This window comes from Mucilaginibacter sp. (assembly GCF_965200995.1).
Classification (GTDB): domain Bacteria; phylum Bacteroidota; class Bacteroidia; order Sphingobacteriales; family Sphingobacteriaceae; genus Mucilaginibacter.
The window spans coordinates 1,821,563-1,836,707 of record NZ_OZ241743.1; the positions used below are offsets into that span (position 1 = coordinate 1,821,563).

The window sequence follows — 15,145 nt, forward strand, 5'->3', positions numbered from 1 at the left end:
ATGAAGAAGATAAATATAACTTACTGGATAGTTACCGGCTTATTCGCCTTTGTCATGTTCGGCTCGGCCATTCCTGATATTATGGTGATGCCTATGGCCGTTAAAGGCTTTGCCAGCCTGGGCTTGCCGGCTTACTTTGTTCCTTTTGTGGGAGGGGCCAAAGCGCTGGGGGTAGTGGCTATTTTGGTACCCGGCTATCCGCGCCTTAAGGAGTGGGCCTATGCCGGGCTTACCTTTGATTTGATTGGGGCTACATATTGCCTTATTGCTTCCGGCCAGCCTGTGGCAAACTGGGCTGTAATGCCGGTGTTTATCGGCCTGGCAGCAGCAGCTTATCTGCTATATCATAAACGGTTAAAAGCCAAAGTGGCCACCTCCGCAACAGCAATCGTGCAGGATGATTTGTCTTTGGCTTAATGTCATCTGTGTTAATCATATTACCTCCCCACTTTGTCATTTCAACCGTAGGGAGAAATCTTCTGCCGCAAACAAGTCGCCTGAAGAAGATTTCTCCCTACGGTCGAAATGACGGAGCTCTTAAATGCTATTCAGGTACCATTCATTTAAAAAAACACCCTTATGCTTACCAACAGTAAAGCGTTCAGCGGATTTTCGGTAAATGATAGCGCTAAAGCCAAATCATTTTACGAACAAACCTTAGGGTTGCAGGTAGAAGAATTGCAGATGCCCGGCCTGCTTCGCTTGCATTTAGCCGGCGGCAACGCGGTGTTAATTTATCCTAAACCCAGCCACGAGCCGGCTACTTTTACCATACTGAACTTTCCGGTAGCGGATGTAGAACAGGCGGTAGATGAACTTACCGCCAGGGGTGTAACCTTTGAAAAGTATGAAGGCACCCCGATGGCTACCGATGCAAAAGGCATCTTCCGCAAAGGCGGCCCGCTGATTGCCTGGTTCAAAGACCCGGCCGGTAACCTGCTCTCTGTTATTGCACAAGATACGCAGGAAGCGTAACAGCCTATTGCTCGCTGTTCATTCGCGAATACTTTTCGGTATCACGCATCCGTATACTTACCACCAGTGAAATAATGATGCAGGCGGTAAGATACCAGTAAAACCAACCGGCGTGGCCATGATTTTTACACAGCAGGGCTACATACTCGGCGGTGCCCCCAAACAAAGCTACCGCCAGGGCATATGGAAAACTCACACCTAATGAACGCACATGTACCGGGAACAGTTCGGCCTTTACAATGGCTGATACGGAAGTGCTGAGGCTTAAAATCAGCAGGGTTAAAATAATTAATAAGGTGGCCGGCCAAAGCTGGTGGACCGTACTTAACCACATCATTATTGGTAGTGTAGTAATGGAAGCCAATACGCCATAAATAATAAGCGTACGCTTGCGCCCGATGTAATCGGCCAGCAGGCCGGCCAGAGGCTGGGCCAGCATAAATACGGTAAGGGCAATAAGCGTAATCAGCGTAGAATCGCTTTTAGAAAAGCCGGCGGTGTTAACCAGAAACTTTTGCACATAGGTGGTAAACGTGTAAAAAGATACGGTAAGCCCCAGGGTAAGGCCGATAATCGTCCGGGTTTCGCGCCGGTATTTTTGCAGTTCTTTAAAGGTGCCGCGCTTTTGTAAAGCGATATCCTCGTGGGTAAACGCACTGGTTTCAATTAAACCGCGGCGCAAATAAATGGCTGATAGTGCCAGCAACGCCCCTAAACCAAACGGAATGCGCCAGCCCCATGCCCCTAATTGTTGTGGCGTGAGCCACCAGCGCTGCAGGGCCAGCAATAATAATAAGGCAATCAGTTGCCCCATAATAGAAGTAACATACTGAAAGCTGGAGTATAAGCCGCGCCGGTGCGGCGGGGCAATCTCACTCAGATAGGTAGCCGCCGTACCATATTCGCCGCCTATGCTCAGCCCTTGCAGCATACGGGCCAATACCAACAGCAGCGGTGCAGCTATGCCAATTTGCGCATAGCCCGGCACGAAGGTAATGAGCAGCGAACCCGCGCTCATGAGCAATACGGATAAAGTTAAAGCCGCTTTGCGCCCTTTACGGTCGGCGTAGCGGCCCATCAGCCAGCCGCCTACCGGGCGCATGAGAAAACCGATGGCAAATATACCGGCGGTATTGAGCAGTTGCGCCGTTTCGCTGTCTTTAGGAAAGAACGCCCCGGCAAAGTAAAGCGAAAATACCGAATAAGCATACCAGTCGTACCACTCCACCAGGTTACCGATAGAGCCGCCGATTACGGCTTTAAAGCGGGACTGGTTTAAAGTAGCATTATGGGTTACCGGCATGTTTCTAAATATAATTATATTCGGATAAAAACGCTTGTGCAAATTTTACTTAACCTGTTCTTGCTGAATTTAGCTCAAATGCCATAAGAATCGAACTGTGTTGAATAGTTTCCCCCTATTTAAATGATATATCATTTTTGCTGTCACGTTTCAATTTTTAAAGCGTCCTATAATATCATGAAAAAGTTTCTGTTTTGTATTGCTGCCTGCTTAATGATATCTGTTGCCGGTTATGCCCAAAAAAGTAACATTACCCTTGTTTATACCGATGTTGACAATTTTTGGAAAGCCTATGACCGTATTGTTAGTACTAAAGACAGTGCACTGCAATACCATTACCTGAATCAATATTTTATCAGCAAAGCCACACCGGGCTTGAAAGCCATGATGCAGGTGAGGGATTATACCCCCAAAGATTATGTAGAGGCCATAAACAGCTATCCCCTGTTTTGGAACTCCTTAAGGCCGAACACTTACAAGACTGAAAGTTACGCCAATGCTATTGCCGCCAATGTAGACCGGTTAAAAGCGCTGTACCCCGACCTTAAACCGGCAGAAATATATTTTGTTATGGGGGCCTTCCGGTCGCCGGGAACCACACAAGGAAACCGGGTATTAATTGGCAGCGAAACCGCAATGGCCGATGAGCGGATGACAACCAGCGAATTAAGCAAAACATTGCCAAATACAGCGGCCTACATTAAAACAAGCCCTATACGCAACCTGGTGTTTACCAATGTGCATGAGTATGTGCACACCCAGCAGAAAACCACGGTAGGTGATGACCTGCTGGCGCAGTGTACCTTAGAAGGGGTAGCAGAGTTTATGGCGGAAAAAGCGACCGGGCAACCATCAACACTGCAGGCAATAGTTTATGGCAATAACCATGCGGAGCGTGTTAAAGAGGTATTTGCACAGCAGATGTTTAACCGTTCTAACGGTTTTTGGCTGTACAGTAATGCCCAAAACGAATTTGGTGTAAGAGATTTAGGCTATTATGTAGGGTATGCCATTTGCAAAAACTATTATAACCGGGCTAAAAACAAAAAGCAGGCAATTAAAGACATGATTACGCTGGATTATAACGACGCTGCCGCCCTGCAAAATTTTACAGACCAGTCGGGGTACTTTACAGTGCCGGTTGCAAACCTTAAAGACAAGTATGAAGCCCGGCGGCCGGCAGTTACCGGCATTGCACCCTTTGCTAATAACAGTACCAGCGCTGATGCTGACCTAAAACAACTGACCATCAACTTTTCTGTGCCGATGAATACCCGGTACAGGAACTTTGAACTTGGGCCGTTGGGAAAAGACCACCTGCTAAAGATAAAAAGCCCTGCAATATTTTCAGCAGACGGAAAATCACTTACCTTAGAAGTAGAGCTGCAACCCGGCCAACCCTAACAGATTGTAGCAGGCGATGGTTTCAGGAATACAGACGGTTTGGCACTGAAGCCGTACCTGATCAGCTTTACAACCGCAGCTAAATAAAGCCTTTATGGTAAGGCAGTGCGTTAATTGATGTTCTTATCCTCAATCATGTTAAAAAACACATCGCGGTACGTATCGCCTATCGGGATGATCTTTTCGCCGATGAAGATTCGGCTGCGCTCGATACTGTCAATCTTGCTTACCGCAACAATATAGGATTTATGCACCCGGATGAAGTGCCGCTCGGGCAGGGCTTCTTCCATCTTCTTCATGCCCTGCAGGGTAATAATGCGTTCGGCGGGTGTAAAAATGGAGATGTAGTCCTTCAGCCCCTCAATAAACCGGATATCGTTGAGGTATACCTTCTGTATTTTATGCTCGGTTTTTACAAAGATAAAATCACTTAAAAAATCATCATAGGCGGCTATAGCAGGGGCAGCTTCATCCTTAATAACCGGCTTTGCGGCCGGCTCCAATATGCCCTGCACCTTTTGCACCGCACGGAAAAACCGGTCAAACGCAATGGGTTTCAGCAGGTAATCCACCACATCCAAATCGTAGCCTTCCAGCGCGTATTGCGGGTAGGCGGTAGTTAATATCACCTTGGTGCGGCCGTTTACAATGCGCAAAAACTGTAGTCCGGTAAGCTCCGGCATCTGTACATCCAGCAGCACCAGGTCGGCAGCGCCCTGTTGCACCAAAGTAAGCGCCTCAATGGGGTTGGTGGTGGCCTTTACCAATTGCAGGAACGGCACCTTGGCCACATAGTCTTCCAACACGTGTAAAGCCAGCGGCTCATCATCAACTACCAGGCATCTGATCATGTGCATAAAGGTAATAAGAGTTTTTTAAATGCCCGCCCCCTAACCCCCTGAAGGGGGAAACAGAATTTGGGCTTCCAATATCGAATGATGAATACAAAGTGGCGAAACAGAAGCACACTGGCCTAAGCCGTTCATTATTCGGTGTTCGGCATTCATCATTCAAAATTATAATATAAATTTCAATCTTCTGTTCCCCCTTCAGGGGGTTAGGGGGCCTATACCTGCAAGGTTAACTCACAGCTGTAATCTTCTTTTTCGTCCTTAACCTTCATGATATACTGGCCCGGATAAAGCAGTTGCAAGCGGCGCTTTACATTATGCATGCCGATACCGCCCCCGGCATCGCGGTTGTGGTGATGCTTTTTATTGTGCAGATAAAAGTACAGCTCATCCTCCTTGATATGCACCTGCAGCAAAATAGGTTGTTTAGGATCGTTGGCTACCCCGTGCTTAAAGGCATTTTCAATAAAGGCAATCAGCAATAATGGTGCAATTTGCTGTTTATCTGTTTTGCCGTGCACACAAAAGTTAACAAATACCTGCCCGTCATACCGTATCTTCTGCATGTCGATATAGCTTTGCAGGTACTGTAATTCTTTGGCTAAATCTACTTTGGCATCATTACACTCATACAGCATATAACGCATGATCTCGGCCAGTTTCAGAATTGCTTCGGGCGTGGTTTCGGAACGCTGGTAAGCCAGCGAATAAATGCTGTTGAGCGAATTAAATAAAAAATGCGGATTAATCTGCGATTTCAAAAAAGCCAGTTCGGCGCTGAGGCGCTGGTTCTCCAGATCGCGCTGCACCCGTTCATTATTAAACCAGTCTACGGTGAACTTAAGCGCCGTACTTAAGAACACAAAGATAGAACTGGTAACCAGCGCACTTGTAAAATACTCGCCAAAAGTGGTTGCCCTCCCGTTCTCATGCGTTAAGGCAATAGAGCGAAAGCAGAGGGCAATGGCATATTTGGTAAGTGCATACATAACTACCGTTACCGTAATGGCCAGGCCATATTTGCGGTATTGGTTGCGGTCTAAAAAACGCGGAATAAGAAACAAGTAGTTAAAATAGAACAGGCTGATATTGACTGCGCCATAGCCTACAAAAGTGAGCAGTATAGCCGCCGGCGGCAGCTTGGTATTGGCGTAGGCGATGTACACAAAAAAGGCGATGGAAACTACCCAAAACAGCACATGGCAAAATATTTTCCAGCTTTTTTTCATCGTCCTAAATTAAGTGTTGCAACGGTAAACCTTGTTTTATTTATATAACCCGCCTGTTTTTTGCGATGAACGCCCGATAATTACCGATAAACAGCCATAAAAGGCGATAAAATGCCATAAACGGGTTCATCTATGAGTGCAGGCGGTTGGTCTAAATCTTTTTAGCAGGTGAAAATTATCAGGTTACTTTGTTTCATCAAATCACTCACAATCATGAAAAAGCTCAGCGACGTGTTAAACCCTTTTGTATTATTACTGGTGCCTGTATTGTGCGCCGTTGTAATGGGTATCAGCTACGAGTTTCACCAGCAGCAGCAGGCCATTGCCCACCTGCAGGTAACCGAACAAACTGTTCCACTTTTTTATAAGGGCATTGAACTGGTTAAAACCGTTTGCGCACTTACCAAAGATAACGTATGGTAATTTCAACCCACAACCTGAACTTTAACTTCGGCAGCCAGGCTGTAGTTAAAAACTTATCACTGGCTGTACCGGCCGGCAGTATCTATGGCTTTTTAGGGCCAAACGGCGCCGGTAAAACCACCACTATCAAACTGCTGCTTAACCTGCTGCAAACACAGCAGGGCAGCATCGAGATATTCGGGCAGGAGCTGCAGCGCAACCGCATCAGCATCCTGCGTAAAATAGGATCGCTGATTGAGCAGCCGGCCATTTACGCACACCTTACCGGGCGCGAAAACCTGTATAACCGGGCCATGCTGTTACAGGCGCCCAAAAGCAGGGTAGAGGAGATGCTGAAACTGGTGCACCTGCAGGATGCCGCCGGTAAAAAAGCAGGCAACTATTCCCTGGGCATGAAGCAACGCCTGGGTATCGCCCTGGCCCTGCTGCCCAACCCCGAACTGCTGATTTTAGATGAGCCGACCAACGGGTTAGACCCGAACGGCATCATCGAGATGCGCGAGCTGCTGATTAAGCTGACCCGTGAGCAGAACAAAACGGTATTCGTATCCAGCCACCTGCTCTCCGAGGTGGAACGTATGGCTACCCATGTAGGCATAATTAACCACGGGCAGCTGATGTTTCAGGGCAGTATTGAGGAACTGCAATCGGTTAACCAGCCTGCCATTTTAATTGAGGCCGAAAATACGCTGGATGCGGCCAACCTGCTTAACCGCAAGGGCATCACCGTTACGCAGGTAAACGATGCGCAGCTGAGCGTACCTTATACCGGCAAAGCCCAGATGGGCGAAATTAATACGCTGCTGAACCAGAACGGCCAAACGGTGTACAGCATTCACAAAGTACAGCAGGATCTGGAAGCCCTGTTCTTATCCATTACCCAAACCGCCTGAACCCTATCATGAAAGGATTTTTACTCTCCCTGCAATCTGAATTTTACAAAAGCCGCAAAACGCTGGGCTTTTGGTGCGCTGTTGTGTTGCCGCTACTGATTGTTGCGCTGTTATTTATTGCATTTTATAGTAACAGCGCAAAATTTGAGAAACTGCCGCCGCAAATGTTATGGATACAGTATTCCTTTGCTATTTTGGGCATAATGGGTACGCTGCTGTTACCTATATATATTGTTTTTGTTACCTATTCGGTAAATAGTGTAGAACACAAGGCAGATACCTGGAAAACACTGTTTAGTCTTCCAATATCCAAGTGGGCAATCTATAGTTCCAAATATTTGTATGCTATGTTTTTAGTGGCTCTATGCCTGGCACTGTTTGCATCGTTCACTGTTTGCAGTGGTTTGCTGCTAAGTGTGCTGAAACCTGCGCTCAGGTTTTCTTCTTACAGCTTTGCATCGCCGCTTTTTCAGATTTACACTAAGCTGTTTTTGGCATCACAAGGTATATTGGCTATTCAGTTCTTACTCAGTTTACTTTGGAAAGATTTTCTAAAGCCTATGGGTATTGGCTTTGCAGGTACCATTATAGGTGTAATTATGGCAGTTAATAAATGGGAGTACGCTTACCTGTTTCCGTATGCCCACCCGGCATTGGCTTTAAGCTTAGGCAGCTCATCAGGCAAGAAAGCCAAAACCGCTGCATTTGCGCTGGAATACTTTACCAAAGACGTTGTGGCCGGTTTAATCATTGCCGCTGTGGTCTTCATTATCGGCTTCTTTATTGTGCAGAAACGGAGCGTAAAGTAATGCGGTTATCCTTCAAAGATAGCTGCTTCGCCCTGGCAATAGCGGGCATCAGCTTAGTTACCCGGCCGGCAGCCGCCCAAAACAAAGCCGCGCAGATTGATGCCTACCTGCAACAGGCGCATACGGCAGGATTATTTAACGGCAACGTTTTAGTAACCGACCATAATAAGGCAGTCATTAAGGAAGCGATAGGGTATGCCGATACTTCCAGACAGGTTATGCTGACCACAGCATACCGTTTTCATATCGGCTCCATAGCCAAAGAATTTGATGCAGTTGGCATCATGCTTTTACAGGAACAGGGCAAGCTGAACCTGAATGATAAGGTATCGAAGTTTTTCCCCAACCTGCCGGCCTGGGCCGAAAAGGTAAGCGTAAAAAACCTGCTGCAATACACCAGCGGCATACCCGAGGTAAAATGGAAAACGGTGCACAGTGATGCCGATAACTGGAAGGATTTACAGGCCCTAACCACGCTCGACTTTGAGCCGGGCAGTACTTATGCCTACAAAAACAGCAACACCTTCCTGCGGCGGCGGATTATTGAAAAAGTATCAGGCTTAAGCTTCAACGATTTTGTGGTGCGCTACCTGTTAAAGCCGGCAGGCATAAAAAACGGCATCATGGATCCAACCGAGAAGGATGCTTTAGTCGCCAGATCATTTAACGATGATTTTAAACAGGACGGGCTCACTGTGCCCATATCCGGCTGGACGTGTTTAAACCTCGAAGATTTTTACAAATGGGGGCAATGCATCAACAAGTTCTGCATCATCAACCCGGCTTCCACCCGCGAAATTATTACGCCGTTTGCACCGGGCAAACAAGCCGGTTTAGGCGGCGGCAGTATGGCAGGCAATCAGGTAATTACCCACGTGCATGACGGGGTAACCATGCGCTACCAGGCCCTGTTAAAAACCAATGCCCCTAAAGGCCGCACCATCATCCTGCTCACCAACCAGCGGCAAAATAACGTTTACGAAATTGCGGAAGCCATTGAGGCCATTTTGGATGGGAAGCCTTATCAGGCGCTGCAAAAGCCTGTGGCTAAGTAAGCCGGTAGCAAGGGCAAACCACAAATAGTGTCATTGCGAGGTACGAAGCAATCTCGTAGCTATGCTTGTTCGCTTAGTTTACGACGAGATTGCTTCGTACCTCGCAATGACAAGTAGTATAGTTCACTTGTTTTTAAACAGCTTTTTAGTTGAAACGCAATGATAAATCAACCCTTACAGTTTTTTAGACAATACTTTAGTCATTAAAAAGGGCAAATTCCATTAAGAAAGATGCCCTTTTGTTTTGAGGATTTGTAGCATTTATTGTTATCAATTCCTGCGGCTGCCGCTCAGCAGCGAAGCATAGTATAGCAGCGTAGCCAGAGAGCCTAACGCCGCTACCACATAAGTCATGGCGGCCCACCACAGGGCATCTTTAGCCTGCTCGTGTTCCTGTTGGGTTTGCATTACGCTGTAGTTGTTATTCAGCCAGGCCAGCGCCCGGCGGCTGGCATCAAACTCTACCGGCAGGGTAACAAAGCTAAAGATGGTTACCAGCGCCAGCGCGGCCACGCCAATGGTCAGAATGAACGGGTTGCCCGAAAAGAAAAGCAGCATTACGCCGATCATCAGCGTCCATTGCGTAACGGTAGAGGCAATGCCGATCACCGGCACCATCGCCGAGCGCAAACTGAGCCAGCTATAGGCTTCAGCATGTTGCACGGCATGGCCGCACTCGTGCGCGGCTACCGCAGCAGCGGCTACACTGCGGCTATGGTATACATCGGGGCTTAAATTTACCGTGCGGTTCTCGGGGTTGTAGTGGTCGGTCAGTTGCCCTTCAACCGAAATTACCTTTACATTAGTAATGCCGTTATCGTGCAGCATCCGCTCCGCTACTTCGGCTCCTGAAAGGCCCGATAGCAAGCCCTCTTCCGAGTATTCCTTAAACTTACTTTTAAAGCGCCACTGCACCCCGAAGCTGATAATGGCGACCACAATCATCAGCAGCCAGGCGGAGTTCAGGCCGCCGCCCACTATTAAAGCGGTTATTAATTGTAATTGCATGTAGTTCAAATTAATTTAAACTACTACTTCAAAAAGTATTCCGCAGCAGTAAAAACGCGCTTTGCAGGCCGGGTTCTGCCAATTCGTCGGGTTTGCCATCTTTACCCTGCAGTGCAAACATTGCGGCCCGGTTGCCGGTTATCACCAACCACAAAACGAAGGGAACCTTTGCTTGCGGTGCTGCGGCATTCGCTTGAAATCGTTTACCTTTGTGCGCATTTTTATGATAAAGAAATTACAACTTCTTGCTGTACTGCTGCTTACCTGCACCTTTTCGGCCTTCGCGCAGCAACCCTCTTATATTGAGCTGTTGGGCCGCCAGAACCCCTGGGTAGATTCGGTTTTCAATAAGCTGAACCGCAAGCAAAAGGTAGCGCAGCTGCTGATGGTAAGGGCTTATTCCAATAAAGGACAGATTTATGAAGATTCGATAGCTACGCTGATTGAGGACCAGCACATTGGCGGCCTGGTATTTTTTCAGGGCGGGCCGGTGCGGCAGGCACAGCTGGCCAACCGTTACCAGCAGCTATCGCAAATACCACTGCTCATTGCCCTGGATGCCGAATGGGGCCTGGGTATGCGGCTGGACTCTACCATTGCCTACCCTTACGAGATGGCCCTGGGCGCCATACAGGATAACAGCCTGATCTATAAAATGGGCCAGTACGTGGCTTATGATTTAAGGCGGATTGGTTTACAGATGAACTTTGCGCCCGATATGGACATTAATAATAACCCGGCCAACCCGGTAATTAATTACCGCTCCTTTGGCGATGATAAATACAAGGTAGCCCAAAAAGGCATTGCCTACATGCAGGGTATGCAAAGCGGACAGATACTGACCACGGCCAAGCATTTCCCCGGCCACGGCGATACCAATGTAGATTCGCACCAGGATTTGCCCCAGTTACCCTTTACGCGCGAGCGGTTAGACACGCTGGAAGAATATCCGTTCAAGCAGGCCATTCAGGCCGGTATCAGCGGCATTATGGTGGCCCACATGAACATACCGGCACTGGATACCACCCGGCATTTACCTTCCACACTATCACCCCCTATTATTACCGGCCTGCTCAAAAATACACTGGGCTTTAAGGGGCTGGTGATTTCAGATGCGATGGATATGAAGGGTGTGGTCAAATTTTTCCCGGAGGGCGAAGCCGATGTAAGGGCCTTTGTGGCCGGGAATGATGTGCTGGAGTTGTCGCAAAACTCGGAGCGGGCCATCAAGCTGATGCGCAAAGCCGTGCGCAAGGGTAAAGTGAGCAAAGAAGACCTGGATTTGCGGGTAAAGAAAGTGCTTACCGCAAAATACTGGGCGGGCCTGAACCGGTATCAGCCCGTAAGTACCGAAGGCATGCCTGCCGACCTGAACCGGCCTGCGGCCACCGCACTGGTGCAGCAGTTAAGTGATGCAGCCGTAACGTTGCTGAAAGGCGACACTCTACTGCGTATGCTTAACCCGGCCAAAAAAACGGCCATCATCAGCATGGGCATAAAAACGCCTACTGTTTTTCAGCAGGAGTTGAAGAAAACATACGCCAACAGCACTTATTTTTTGGTAGATAAAGATATTACCACCGATGAACTGAACCAGATGCTGGCCAACCTGAAGGATTACGACCAGGTGATTGCCGGCATACACGATACCCGCACCCGCCCGCAAAGCCAGCTGAATTATACCGACCTGGTAAAGCAGTTGATTACCGAGGTGGCCGGCCATAAAAATACGGTGATCAGCCTGTTTGCCAACCCCTACACCATTACCAGCCTGCCCGGCATAGAAAAGGCGGGCGCTCTGCTGGAGTGCTACCAAAAGGATGAGGCTATGCAGCAGGCCGCTGTAAAAGTAATTACCGGCCAGCTGAAACCCACCGGCCGTTTGCCGGTAACCGTAAATGCACAGTTTAAGAACGGCGCGGGGTTGTAAAAGTTTCTATTTTAGGTATATAGTACCCGCAACAGCTTATGAAAATTGAACCGGTAGTAAAAAGAATAGCCCTGAAAGATACAGCCGAAGAACTGGAGAATCTGCGATATTGGTTATCCCGGCCGCCTCAAGAACGTATTGCAGCAGTAACCAAATTCGTTAAGTTCTCCTTAAGTCCCGGCCAGCGCATGGATAGAACCGTTTATACCAAAAGGAAAATGCATGACGCTTGATAAAATCTAATCCTGTCATTTCGACCGCAGGGAGAAATCCTCTGCCGCAGACCAGTCGCCCGAAGAAGATTTTTCCCTGCGGTCGAAATTACGGCTTAATTTAATTTGTTGTTCCCTGCTTTTTCTGTTTACATTACCATCCATGCAATCTCCCGAAGACAACCCCTGGCAAATTATCAGCGAACAGCCCGTATATGATAACCCCTGGATCGGGCTTACAGAATACCAGGTCATCAACCCTTCGGGCAAGCCGGGTATTTATGGTAAGGTGCACTTCAAAAATATAGCGGTAGGCATCATCCCGCTGGACGAAGAGCTGAATACCTACCTGGTGGGCCAGTACCGCTTTACCCTGAACCGCTACAACTGGGAAATACCGGCCGGCGGCTGCCCGGTGGGTACTGCGCCGCTGGAAACTGCACAGCGTGAGTTGTTAGAGGAAACCGGCTTAAAGGCGGATACCTGGGCACTGATACAAAAAATGGATTTGTCCAACTCCGTTAGCGATGAGGTGAGCGAGATTTACCTGGCCCGCGGCCTGCAGCAGCATGAGGCTGAGCCGGAGGAAACGGAACAACTCATCATCAAAAAAGTGCCTTTCAGTGAGGCTTACGGCATGGTTTGCCGCCATGAGATTACCGACAGCATGAGTGTGGCCGGCATTCTGCAAGTGCAGCTCATGTTGCTGGAAAGCCGCCTGCCTTAACAAACGGTCTTTACAAAATCAGCAAAAACCGTTATCTTTAGGGCCGACTTTATGAGAAAGTTTTTCGGCTATATTTTATCACCTTTTCATTACATTGTGTTTGGGTTGATGCTGGCAGTATTTCAGCCGGTGCAATGGGTATGCTATAACTGGCTGGGCTATAAAGCCCACAAGCGCGTGGTTGATGTCTTGAACGGCCTCATTACCGCCAATTACCTCCTGCTGGGCAACAGGGTTACCTTTACCAACCGCCAGCAGTTACCGCTGGGCCGCCCCCTCATTTTTGTAGCTAACCACCAGAGTTTATACGATATTCCGCCGCTCATTTACCACCTGCGGGCCTATCATGCCAAGTTTATCTCTAAGATCGAACTCACCAAAGGCATCCCCTCCATCTCTTATAATTTAAGGGTAGGCGGCGGCGCCAATATCGACCGTAAAGATCCGCGCCAGTCTATTCAGGAACTGGTAAAGTTTGGCACCCGCATGAAGGAGAACCGCTGGGGCGCCATTATATTTCCCGAAGGTACCCGCTCTGCCGATGGTTTGGTGCGCACCTTCCAATCGGCAGGGGTGGCTACCCTGCTCAAAAAGTGCCCCGAAGCGCTGCTGGTACCGGTGGCTATCCAAAACTCATGGAAAGTGGTACGCTACGGTATATTTCCGCTCAGCACATTTGAGCATTTGATTTTCCGGGTGCTTACCCCAATCGACCCTTCTGTTAGTAACGCCGCCAATGCAGTATTGCAGGCCGAGCAGGCCATTAGAGCGGATGTAGGCCAGGCGGTTTAGAAGAAAGGCACAGGAAAACAGGGTCAAGACTTAAAGAATGATGGCTTTAAATCTTATCAGCTTATTAAAAGTGTAACAAATCACTGCCAAAATTCGGGTTTTCGTTTCATCGGCTTATATTTAAGGCATTAACTGCCACCTGTTTGCTATGAAATATAAACTTTTACTCCCTTTTGCCTTATTTGGCTTGCCTGCTATAGCGCAAACTACCCTGATAAAGCGTGATGCTGCCATTGAGCAGATGAATAACGAGGTATCTGTCAAAAATATTGAAGCTATTGTACGCAAACTGGTGAGTTTTAAAACCCGCCATACCATGAGCGATACCCTTAGCAAAACTGAAGGCATCGGCGCGGCGCGCAACTGGATAAAGGCGGAGTATGAGCGCTACGCCAGGGAATCGGGCGGGCGCATGAAGGTGGAATTTGATACCTATACCCAGCAGCCCGATGGCCGGTATGACCAGCCTACGGTGCTGAAAAGCGTATTAGCGGTATTAAAAGGCACAGATCCGAACGATAACCGCATCTACATGGTATCGGGCCATTATGATTCGCGGGTTACGGATATAATGAACCGCAAATCAGACGCGCCCGGCGCGGTGGACGATGCCTCAGGCACGGCGGTGTCTATGGAGATGGCCAGGGTGATGGCCAAACGCAAGTTTCCGGCTACCATTATCTTTATGGCGGTGCCCGGCGAGGAGCAGGGGCTGAGCGGCTCGGGACACGTGGCGCAACGGGCCAAAACCGAGGGCTGGAACATTGATGCCATGCTGAACAATGATATTGTAGGTAACACCTATGGTATGGAAACCGGCCTGAAAGATAACCGCAGCCTGCGCATATTCAGCGATGGCATACCCTCCGTTGTGGTGGGCGGCCGCGATAGCGTGAGCCTGCGCCGCATGGCGCAGGCTGTAAGCAGTTTGGTGGGCAACGGCGGAGAATCAGATAGTCCATCGCGCGAACTGGCCCGCTATATTAAAGAGGTGGCCGAGCGGTATGTAGACCAGCTGGATATCAAAATGATTTACCGCCGCGACCGCTTTCTGCGCAGCGGCGACCATGTGCCCTTTTTGCAGCAGGGCTTCAGCGCCATCAGGTTTACCGAAATGAACGAGGATTTTAACCGCCAGCATCAAGACTTGCGCACAGCGGATAACATTAAATACGGCGACCTGCCCGAGTACGCCGATTATGATTACATACAAAAGGTAACACGGGCCAACCTCTCTACTTTGGCCAACCTGGCAATGGCCCCCGCCGAGCCGCAGAATGTGGGCATCAGCACCAGCGGCCTCACCAACCGCACCACCCTGAAATGGGCAGCGCCTAAGGCGGGTAAACCGGCCGGCTATTACATTTTAATGCGCGAAACCATCAGCCCCTACTGGGAAAAGAAGTTTTTTGTAACCGGTACCGAAGCTACGCTGGAGTATTCAAAAGACAATTACTTTTTTGCCGTACAGGCGGTAGATGCAGAAGGGCACGAAAGCCTGCCCGTGTTTCCGAAGCCGGTAAGATAAATCGAT

17 protein-coding genes are annotated in these 15,145 nt (G+C 48.7%); 12 read left to right on the plus strand and 5 right to left on the minus strand.

Annotated elements, in window-relative coordinates; genetic code table 11:
* Both ACY652_RS08640 and ACY652_RS08645 read left to right on the plus strand, forming a co-directional pair.
* A complete protein-coding gene (locus tag ACY652_RS08640; RefSeq protein ID WP_462267891.1) occupies positions 1-417 on the plus strand; it encodes a DoxX family protein in 417 nt (138 codons plus the stop codon).
* A gap of 162 nt (positions 418-579) precedes the next feature.
* Entirely contained in the window at positions 580-975 is a 396-nt protein-coding gene (locus tag ACY652_RS08645) for a VOC family protein (protein ID WP_462267893.1), read from the plus strand.
* A 4-nt stretch (positions 976-979) separates the two neighbouring features.
* Here the strand turns inward: ACY652_RS08645 and ACY652_RS08650 are convergent, their stop codons facing one another.
* A complete protein-coding gene (locus tag ACY652_RS08650) occupies positions 980-2,278 on the minus strand; it encodes an MFS transporter (protein ID WP_462267895.1) in 1,299 nt (432 codons plus the stop codon).
* A 177-nt stretch (positions 2,279-2,455) separates the two neighbouring features.
* On the opposite strand from ACY652_RS08650, the gene ACY652_RS08655 reads away from it, so the two are divergent.
* Positions 2,456-3,682 carry a DUF2268 domain-containing putative Zn-dependent protease gene (locus tag ACY652_RS08655; protein ID WP_462267897.1) on the plus strand — a complete coding sequence of 409 codons (1,227 nt, stop codon included), beginning with the start codon at positions 2,456-2,458 and terminating at the stop codon, positions 3,680-3,682.
* A 110-nt stretch (positions 3,683-3,792) separates the two neighbouring features.
* On the opposite strand, the gene ACY652_RS08660 is transcribed toward ACY652_RS08655, so the two are convergent.
* Entirely contained in the window at positions 3,793-4,533 is a 741-nt protein-coding gene (locus ACY652_RS08660) for a LytR/AlgR family response regulator transcription factor (RefSeq protein ID WP_462268236.1), read from the minus strand.
* A 215-nt stretch (positions 4,534-4,748) separates the two neighbouring features.
* The gene (locus tag ACY652_RS08665; protein ID WP_462267899.1) at positions 4,749-5,762 is read right to left on the minus strand and encodes a sensor histidine kinase; all 1,014 of its coding nucleotides are present in this window, start codon (positions 5,760-5,762) and stop codon (positions 4,749-4,751) included.
* A 213-nt stretch (positions 5,763-5,975) separates the two neighbouring features.
* Here ACY652_RS08665 and ACY652_RS08670 point away from each other — a divergent pair, with 213 nt between their 5' ends.
* The 4 genes from ACY652_RS08670 to ACY652_RS08685 are packed head-to-tail and all read left to right on the plus strand — an operon-like array spanning position 5,976 to position 8,942.
* Positions 5,976-6,185, plus strand: a complete 210-nt coding sequence (locus ACY652_RS08670; RefSeq protein WP_462267901.1) for a hypothetical protein — start codon at positions 5,976-5,978, stop codon at positions 6,183-6,185.
* On the plus strand, positions 6,179-7,078 hold the full coding sequence (locus ACY652_RS08675; protein ID WP_462267903.1) for an ABC transporter ATP-binding protein: 900 nt from the start codon (positions 6,179-6,181) through the stop codon (positions 7,076-7,078). Before ACY652_RS08670 ends, ACY652_RS08675 begins: the two co-directional genes overlap by 7 nt.
* Positions 7,079-7,086: 8 nt before the next feature.
* Entirely contained in the window at positions 7,087-7,887 is an 801-nt protein-coding gene (locus ACY652_RS08680) for an ABC transporter permease (RefSeq protein ID WP_462267905.1), read from the plus strand.
* The gene (locus ACY652_RS08685; RefSeq protein WP_462267907.1) at positions 7,887-8,942 is read left to right on the plus strand and encodes a serine hydrolase domain-containing protein; all 1,056 of its coding nucleotides are present in this window, start codon (positions 7,887-7,889) and stop codon (positions 8,940-8,942) included. Before ACY652_RS08680 ends, ACY652_RS08685 begins: the two co-directional genes overlap by 1 nt.
* A 270-nt stretch (positions 8,943-9,212) precedes the next feature.
* On the opposite strand, the gene ACY652_RS08690 is transcribed toward ACY652_RS08685, so the two are convergent.
* Positions 9,213-9,950 carry a zinc metallopeptidase gene (locus ACY652_RS08690; RefSeq protein ID WP_462267909.1) on the minus strand — a complete coding sequence of 246 codons (738 nt, stop codon included), beginning with the start codon at positions 9,948-9,950 and terminating at the stop codon, positions 9,213-9,215.
* A gap of 223 nt (positions 9,951-10,173) precedes the next feature.
* Between ACY652_RS08690 and ACY652_RS08695 the strand changes: the two genes are divergently transcribed.
* Both ACY652_RS08695 and ACY652_RS08700 read left to right on the plus strand, forming a co-directional pair.
* Entirely contained in the window at positions 10,174-11,880 is a 1,707-nt protein-coding gene (locus tag ACY652_RS08695; RefSeq protein WP_462267911.1) for a glycoside hydrolase family 3 protein, read from the plus strand.
* Positions 11,881-11,918: 38 nt separating this feature from the next.
* A complete protein-coding gene (locus ACY652_RS08700) occupies positions 11,919-12,113 on the plus strand; it encodes a hypothetical protein (RefSeq protein ID WP_462267913.1) in 195 nt (64 codons plus the stop codon).
* A 15-nt stretch (positions 12,114-12,128) separates the two neighbouring features.
* Here the strand turns inward: ACY652_RS08700 and ACY652_RS08705 are convergent, their stop codons facing one another.
* Entirely contained in the window at positions 12,129-12,257 is a 129-nt protein-coding gene (locus ACY652_RS08705) for a hypothetical protein (protein WP_462267915.1), read from the minus strand.
* On the opposite strand from ACY652_RS08705, the gene ACY652_RS08710 reads away from it, so the two are divergent.
* The 3 genes from ACY652_RS08710 (at position 12,256) to ACY652_RS08720 (ending at position 15,139) form a co-directional block, all read left to right on the plus strand.
* Entirely contained in the window at positions 12,256-12,819 is a 564-nt protein-coding gene (locus tag ACY652_RS08710) for an NUDIX domain-containing protein (RefSeq protein WP_462267917.1), read from the plus strand. The two genes, ACY652_RS08705 and ACY652_RS08710, sit on opposite strands and share 2 nt — an antisense overlap.
* Before the next feature lie 51 nt (positions 12,820-12,870).
* Entirely contained in the window at positions 12,871-13,611 is a 741-nt protein-coding gene (locus ACY652_RS08715) for a lysophospholipid acyltransferase family protein (RefSeq protein ID WP_462267919.1), read from the plus strand.
* A gap of 148 nt (positions 13,612-13,759) precedes the next feature.
* The gene (locus ACY652_RS08720; RefSeq protein ID WP_462267921.1) at positions 13,760-15,139 is read left to right on the plus strand and encodes a M20/M25/M40 family metallo-hydrolase; all 1,380 of its coding nucleotides are present in this window, start codon (positions 13,760-13,762) and stop codon (positions 15,137-15,139) included.
* The last annotated feature ends 6 nt before the right edge of the window (positions 15,140-15,145 follow it).

Bases quoted from the DNA above. Each gene is read 5' to 3' on its own strand.
- ACY652_RS08715 (WP_462267919.1), top strand. From the start codon at position 12,871: ATGAGAAAGTTTTTCGGCTATATTTTATCACCTTTTCATTACATTGTG.
- ACY652_RS08670 (WP_462267901.1), top strand. From the start codon at position 5,976: ATGAAAAAGCTCAGCGACGTGTTAAACCCTTTTGTATTATTACTGGTG.
- ACY652_RS08720 (WP_462267921.1), top strand. From the start codon at position 13,760: ATGAAATATAAACTTTTACTCCCTTTTGCCTTATTTGGCTTGCCTGCT.
- ACY652_RS08710 (WP_462267917.1), top strand. From the start codon at position 12,256: ATGCAATCTCCCGAAGACAACCCCTGGCAAATTATCAGCGAACAGCCC.
- ACY652_RS08645 (WP_462267893.1), top strand. From the start codon at position 580: ATGCTTACCAACAGTAAAGCGTTCAGCGGATTTTCGGTAAATGATAGC.
- ACY652_RS08690 (WP_462267909.1), bottom strand. From the start codon at position 9,950: ATGCAATTACAATTAATAACCGCTTTAATAGTGGGCGGCGGCCTGAAC.
- ACY652_RS08660 (WP_462268236.1), bottom strand. From the start codon at position 4,533: ATGATCAGATGCCTGGTAGTTGATGATGAGCCGCTGGCTTTACACGTG.
- ACY652_RS08665 (WP_462267899.1), bottom strand. From the start codon at position 5,762: ATGAAAAAAAGCTGGAAAATATTTTGCCATGTGCTGTTTTGGGTAGTT.
- ACY652_RS08700 (WP_462267913.1), top strand. From the start codon at position 11,919: ATGAAAATTGAACCGGTAGTAAAAAGAATAGCCCTGAAAGATACAGCC.
- ACY652_RS08675 (WP_462267903.1), top strand. From the start codon at position 6,179: ATGGTAATTTCAACCCACAACCTGAACTTTAACTTCGGCAGCCAGGCT.
- ACY652_RS08685 (WP_462267907.1), top strand. From the start codon at position 7,887: ATGCGGTTATCCTTCAAAGATAGCTGCTTCGCCCTGGCAATAGCGGGC.
- ACY652_RS08655 (WP_462267897.1), top strand. From the start codon at position 2,456: ATGAAAAAGTTTCTGTTTTGTATTGCTGCCTGCTTAATGATATCTGTT.
- ACY652_RS08650 (WP_462267895.1), bottom strand. From the start codon at position 2,278: ATGCCGGTAACCCATAATGCTACTTTAAACCAGTCCCGCTTTAAAGCC.
- ACY652_RS08640 (WP_462267891.1), top strand. From the start codon at position 1: ATGAAGAAGATAAATATAACTTACTGGATAGTTACCGGCTTATTCGCC.
- ACY652_RS08680 (WP_462267905.1), top strand. From the start codon at position 7,087: ATGAAAGGATTTTTACTCTCCCTGCAATCTGAATTTTACAAAAGCCGC.
- ACY652_RS08695 (WP_462267911.1), top strand. From the start codon at position 10,174: ATGATAAAGAAATTACAACTTCTTGCTGTACTGCTGCTTACCTGCACC.
- ACY652_RS08705 (WP_462267915.1), bottom strand. From the start codon at position 12,257: ATGGATGGTAATGTAAACAGAAAAAGCAGGGAACAACAAATTAAATTA.